The 5497-nt window shown below is 65.0% G+C and carries 5 protein-coding genes and 1 pseudogene; 2 read left to right on the top strand and 4 right to left on the bottom strand.

Going from position 1 to position 5497, the window contains the following annotated elements:
- From ABWP84_RS17910 to hemF, 4 genes and pseudogenes are all read right to left on the bottom strand, one after another.
- Nucleotides 1-805: pseudogene (locus ABWP84_RS17910) on the bottom strand (hypothetical protein); the annotation flags it as partial.
- The gene (gene rsmH / locus ABWP84_RS17905; protein ID WP_353213386.1) at nucleotides 802-1728 is read right to left on the bottom strand and encodes a 16S rRNA (cytosine(1402)-N(4))-methyltransferase RsmH; all 927 of its coding nucleotides are present in this window, start codon (nucleotides 1726-1728) and stop codon (nucleotides 802-804) included. The gene rsmH and the pseudogene ABWP84_RS17910, both read right to left, overlap by 4 nt.
- Nucleotides 1725-2177, bottom strand: coding sequence for a cell division/cell wall cluster transcriptional repressor MraZ (locus tag ABWP84_RS17900; RefSeq protein ID WP_353213385.1), 453 nt, complete (start codon nucleotides 2175-2177; stop codon nucleotides 1725-1727). Before ABWP84_RS17900 ends, rsmH begins: the two co-directional genes overlap by 4 nt.
- Nucleotides 2178-2731: 554 nt before the next feature.
- A complete protein-coding gene (gene hemF, locus ABWP84_RS17895; protein ID WP_353213384.1) occupies nucleotides 2732-3610 on the bottom strand; it encodes an oxygen-dependent coproporphyrinogen oxidase in 879 nt (292 codons plus the stop codon).
- A 171-nt stretch (nucleotides 3611-3781) separates the two neighbouring features.
- Here hemF and petA point away from each other — a divergent pair, with 171 nt between their 5' ends.
- A complete protein-coding gene (gene petA / locus ABWP84_RS17890; RefSeq protein ID WP_353213383.1) occupies nucleotides 3782-4342 on the top strand; it encodes a ubiquinol-cytochrome c reductase iron-sulfur subunit in 561 nt (186 codons plus the stop codon).
- Between the two features lie 56 nt (nucleotides 4343-4398).
- Nucleotides 4399-5497 (top strand): cytochrome b/b6 (locus tag ABWP84_RS17885; RefSeq protein WP_353213382.1); only part of this gene is annotated, 1099 nt, incomplete at its 3' end.

Below are 5497 nucleotides of genomic sequence, written 5' to 3'. Positions count from 1 at the left end.
GGGCCTCAGCCAATACCGCCGGCGGCGCTGCCGGCCTGGCCGGCGCTTCGCCCTGGCGGGAGGGCGGGGCTGCCACCGGCGGCAGGCTCTGGGCGGCGCGGGTGGGGGCTTCGGGAATGACGGCGCTGGCCCTGGTGGCGCGCATGGTGGCGGCATCGGCGAGCTGGCTGGGGCGCTGGGCGGCGGGCTCGGCGGCCCGCGCGGGGCTGCTGGGCGGGGCGGGAGGCCGGGTGGCGGGGGTGCTAGGTTGGGCGCTGGTCGCCATGGTGGTCACAGCTTGGGCGGCAGCGGCATTGCCCGCCGGCTGTGCGGCGGGCTGGCGGGCGGCGGCGGTCGCGGTCGGGGGCACGGGCGAGGCCGTGGCCGTGGCCGTGGCCGGGGCTGTGGCCGTGACCGGGGCCGGGGCCGGAGTAGGCGCGGCGGCCGTGGCCGTGGCCGGCGTCAGCCAGGCTTCCGCCAGCGCCATGGTGGTTTCGTCACGCGCCGCGAAGGGCGAGGGGGGGGCGTTCCAGGCCACGGCGACGGGCAGCCGGCGCACCGCCTCATCCAGCCGCTGGAACTGGCCCGATTGCATGGGTGAGAGGCCCACAAGGTGGCGATCGGCCAGGCCGCGCAGGCGCTCCTGATCGTTCAACCGGGCCCATTCGGCCTGCAGCAACTGGGTGCGACCCTCCACCTCCTCAGTCCCGCGGCGAATATCGCGCAGCTCCCGGTCCAGAACGGTGACCGAGCGCTTGACCTCGAAGGTATGGCCGATGGCGGCCGCCATGGCGATGCCGGTGAGCAGCGAGAGGGGCTTGATCATGCGGGATGTCCCTCAAGGCGGATGATGGCGCGCAGCCGTGCGGAGCGGGCGCGCGGATTGGAGCGGGTTTCCCCCTCGCCGGGGCGCTCGGCACCGCGGGTGAGCAGGCGGTAGGGGGCGGCGGTGGGGCGCACCGCCCAGGAGGCAGGGTCATGGCGCGAGGCCCGCGCCTCGCGCCCCGCCGCCTCGGTCAGCACGCGCTTGACGATGCGGTCTTCCAGCGAATGGAAGGACACCACCACCAGCCGCCCGCCCGGGGCCAGCAGCGACAGCGCGCCCGCCAGCCCGCGCTCGATCTCGCCGAGTTCGTCATTCACCCTGATACGCAGCGCCTGGAAACTGCGGGTGGCGCCATCCATCCCCGATGGGTCGCGCGGCACCGATTTGCGGATCACTTCGGCCAAAGCGAGGGTGGTGTGGAATGGCCGGCCCGCCACGATATTGCGGGCGATGCGGCGGGAATGCCGCTCCTCGCCAAACTGGTAGAGGATATCGGCCAACTCGGCCTCGGGCAGGGTATTGACCAGATCGGCCGCGGTCGGCCCGTCATGGCCCATGCGCATGTCGAGCGGGCCATCGCTGCGAAAGGAAAAGCCCCGCGCCGCCTCATCGAGCTGGAAGGAGGAGACACCCAAATCGAGCACCACGCCATCAAGCTGGGTCACACCGCCTTCGGCCAGCACCGAGACCATATCGCCAAAGCAGGCCTGCAGCAGATGCAGCCGGCCGGGGTGACGGGCGAGCAGGGCGGCGCCGCGGGCAATCGCATCAGGGTCGCGGTCCAGCGCATAAAGGGTGCAGCCGGAGGCCAGGATGGCCTGGGCATAGCCGCCGCCGCCGAAGGTGCCATCGAGATGGGTTTCGCCTGGCGCGGGGGCGAGGTGGTGCAGCACCTCCTCCAGCATCACCGGAACATGGCTCATGCGCCCTGCCTCCGGGTCATGGCGCGGGCCTGGGCGCGGGCGCGGGCGGCCTCGATCATCGCATCGGCAGCGCTGGGCTCCCACAGCTCGAAAATGTGGTTCTTGCCCAGAAAGGCGATGGAATCGGTTATGCCGGCATGCTCCAGCAGCTTGGCGTCCATGATCAGCCGGCCCTCAGAATCGGGGGTGGCATCCACCGTATCGGCGTAATTGACGTAGAAGCTGTCGTCATCCTCCTCGAGGTTCACATCCGCGGGGGTGATGGGCGTGATCGACGCTTCAAACAGACTGGCGGGCCAGGCCTCGATGCAGCCCAGGCGGTTGGAACGGCGCAGAACGAGGGGCTGGCCAGCCAGGGCGGCGCGAAAGGCGGCGGGGATGGAGACGCGCTTCTTCGCATCCAGCTTGTTGATGTAGCGCCCGCGGAACTGTGCGCTCCCTGATGGCATTGGTTCCGCGGCAGCCATGATGTCGTGTTATCCCCCGATAGAAATTCGACCTGAGGGAAAAGACGCCTGGCTGCCCTTTGTCAGCCTGGTGATGGGACGGCGCCTCCCCCGCCGGCAGCGACCGGAGGGAGAAGCGACCGGTGAGGCCCCCCGACCCCACCGGCTCGCCCTACCAGCCCAATTTGCGGACCGCTCGCCCCCCCGAGCGCGCTGCATCCTCATATGGGCTGAAGGTGTTTGTAGATGGGCATTTCCCCCACTTCAAGGGAAAATTCGCCACTGCGTTACTGAGCGTTATGATGAGTTTTGTTGAATTTCATTACGTTAGTTTGATGCACTATCCTCGCCATGGCTGTTTTTTGCCGAAAGCAAAATATTACAGTATGTTCGTTGTATGTTCTTTAGGCGGCGGTGCTTGCGTCATATTCGGCTCTGCCGCCTCACCTTTTCGGCCTCCCAGTTGCGGTGGGCTGCCGGATATACCCACCGCAAACTTGCCTGTCAGACTATCGACACATGACGAGCAAACACGCCCAGACGCGCTGAGGCGGCCCCTACCAGGTCACCTCAGGTGGCAGGCTCATCAGAATGGCATTGACATTCCCGCCGGTCTTCAGGCCGAAAATCGTGCCCCGGTCATGCAGCAGGTTGAACTCGACATAACGCCCGCGGCGCATCAACTGATGGGCGCGCTCCGCCTCGGTCCAGGGCTCATGCATGCGGTGGCGGACGATCTGGGGATAGGTGTCGAGAAAGGCCTGGCCCACATCGCGGGTGAAGGCGAAATCATTCTCAATGCCCCGGCCTGGCGTCTTGTCGCCCAGGTAATCATAGAAGATGCCACCCAGGCCGCGCGGCTCATCACGATGCGGCAGGAAGAAATATTCGTCGCACCATTTTTTGAACCGCGGGTAATAATCCGGGTCATGCTTGTCGCAGGCCGCCTTGAAGCCGGCATGGAAGGTTTCGCCATCTTCGAGGCTATGCGGGGCGGCATGGTCCATCGGCGTGAGGTCGCCGCCGCCGCCGAACCAGGCGCGGGTGGTGACAATGAAGCGGGTGTTCATATGCACCGCCGGAACCCGCGGGCTGCGCATATGCGCCACCAGCGAAATACCGGTGGCGAGGAAGCGCGGATCCTCCTCCGCGCCTGACATCTGCTTGCGGAATTCCGGGCTGAACTCGCCCCAGACGGTGGACACATTCACCCCTACCTTTTCGAAGACCCGGCCGCGCATCACGCTCATCACGCCCCCGCCGCCCTCGGGCCTATCCCAGGCGGTGCGCTCGAAGCGGCCGGGCGGGAGTGCTCCATGCGGGCCTTCGCGCAGATCATCCTCAATTGATTCGAATGCAGAACAAATCCCGTCGCGCAGGCTCTCAAACCAGCCCCGCGCCGGGTTTATGAAGGGATTTTCAGGTGCTTTGCTCATTTTCTTCCCGCTTGCTTCCGGCCCTGCCGGTTGTCACCTCGCAGATACTGCCTTTATACGCTGTGCAGCGCGAGAGACCGGGCAGCGTGGATGAGGAAGGGCCGTCTGATGCCCGGCTTTTCCCGCGCTTGGGACTCTATTAGGTGCTGATGATGCAGGGACCGAAATTCGATGGCTGATATGGCAACCCAACCCAGCGCGCCGCCCGCGGGCGCTCCGCAGGCGACCAAGCGCGATTTCCTGGCGCTGAGCGCCACCGCCTTCGCGGCGGTGGGCGTGGGCGCGATCGTGTGGCCCTTCATCTCCTCGATGAACCCCGCACGCGATGTGCTGGCGATGGCCAGCACCGAGGTCGATCTGGCACCCATCGCCACCGGCATGGCGGTGACGGTGATGTGGCGCGGCAAGCCGGTCTTCGTGCGCAACCGCACGGCCGAGCAGATCGCCACCGCCCGCGCCGTGCCCGTCTCCGAATTGCGTGACCCGCAAACCGACCAGTCGCGCGTGCAGCGCGACAATTGGCTGGTGATGGTGGGTGTGTGCACCCATCTGGGCTGCGTGCCGCTGGGCCAGCGGCCCACCGATGTGCGTGGCGATTACAGCGGTTGGTTCTGCCCTTGCCATGGCAGCCACTACGATGGCTCCGGCCGCATCCGCAAAGGCCCCGCGCCGACAAATCTGGCGGTGCCGCAATACACCTTCCTCACGCCCACCCAGATCCGCATCGGCTAAGCCCAGGCTTCAGTCCGCAAACGCTTCCCCAGCCCATTCGATAGGAACATCGCACCATGGCGCTCGGCCTACATAAGAGTGAAGTGAAGAACCCCCTGCTGCGTTGGGTTGACGAGCGGCTGCCCGTCATTACCATGATCCAGAAGGAATACGGGACCTTTCCGACCCCTCGTAACTTCAATTATTTCTGGAATTTCGGCGCGCTCGCCATGATCAATCTGATGATCATGATCGCGACCGGCATCTTCCTGGCGATGCATTACCAGCCCAATACCCTCATGGCGTTCGATAGCGTCGAACGCATCATGCGTGACGTGAATTATGGCTGGCTGATCCGCTATGTTCACATGAACGGCGCCTCGATGTTCTTCATCGTGGTGTATATCCACATTTTCCGCGGTCTCTATTACGGTTCCTACAAGGCGCCGCGTGAGCTGCTGTGGATGCTTGGCGTGACCATCTTCCTGCTGATGATGGCTACGGCCTTTATGGGATATGTGCTGCCCTGGGGCCAGATGTCGCTGTGGGGCGCGGTGGTGATCACCAACCTCTTCTCGGCCTTCCCTGTGGTGGGTGATTTTATCGTCACCCTGCTCTGGGGCGGCTTCTCGGTCGACAATCCCACGCTGACCCGCTTCTTCGCCCTGCATTACCTCATGCCCTTCATGATCGTGGGTGTGGTCTTCCTGCATGTGGCGGCACTGCACATCACCGGCTCGAACAACCCGCTGGGCGTGGAGCCGAAGGGTCCGCAGGACACCATCCCCTTCCACCCCTACTACACCATCAAGGACACCGTCGGCATCGTGGTGTATCTGATGGTCTTCGCGGCGCTGGTGTTCTTCTCGCCGAATTATCTCGGCCACCCGGACAATTACATCCCGGCCAACCCGCTCAGCACGCCCGCGCATATCGTGCCGGAATGGTACTTCCTGCCCTATTACGCCATTCTGCGCGCGGTGCCGGACAAGCTGGGCGGCGTCATACTAATGTTCAGCTCCATCCTCGTGTGGTTCGCGGTACCTTGGTTGGACTCATCTAAGGTGCGCTCGATGAATTTCCGTCCAGTGGCGCGCATTTTCTTCCTGCTCTGGTGCATCTCTTTCGGCGTACTGATGTATTGCGGTGGCAAGCCGGCGGAAGAGCCCTTCGTCA

The sequence above is a fragment of the Rhodovarius sp. genome (genome assembly GCF_040399605.1).
Lineage (GTDB): Bacteria > Pseudomonadota > Alphaproteobacteria > Acetobacterales > Acetobacteraceae > Rhodovarius > Rhodovarius crocodyli_A.
Note: the sequence above shows the minus strand (reverse complement) of the source record. Positions and strands in the feature narration are given on the sequence as shown.

What these genes read in the sequence shown, in the direction of transcription:
- petA (WP_353213383.1), top strand. Translation starts at nt 3,782, where the DNA reads ATGGCTGATATGGCAACCCAACCCAGCGCGCCGCCCGCGGGCGCTCCG.
- ABWP84_RS17900 (WP_353213385.1), bottom strand. Translation starts at nt 2,177, where the DNA reads ATGCCATCAGGGAGCGCACAGTTCCGCGGGCGCTACATCAACAAGCTG.
- rsmH (WP_353213386.1), bottom strand. Translation starts at nt 1,728, where the DNA reads ATGAGCCATGTTCCGGTGATGCTGGAGGAGGTGCTGCACCACCTCGCC.
- hemF (WP_353213384.1), bottom strand. Translation starts at nt 3,610, where the DNA reads ATGAGCAAAGCACCTGAAAATCCCTTCATAAACCCGGCGCGGGGCTGG.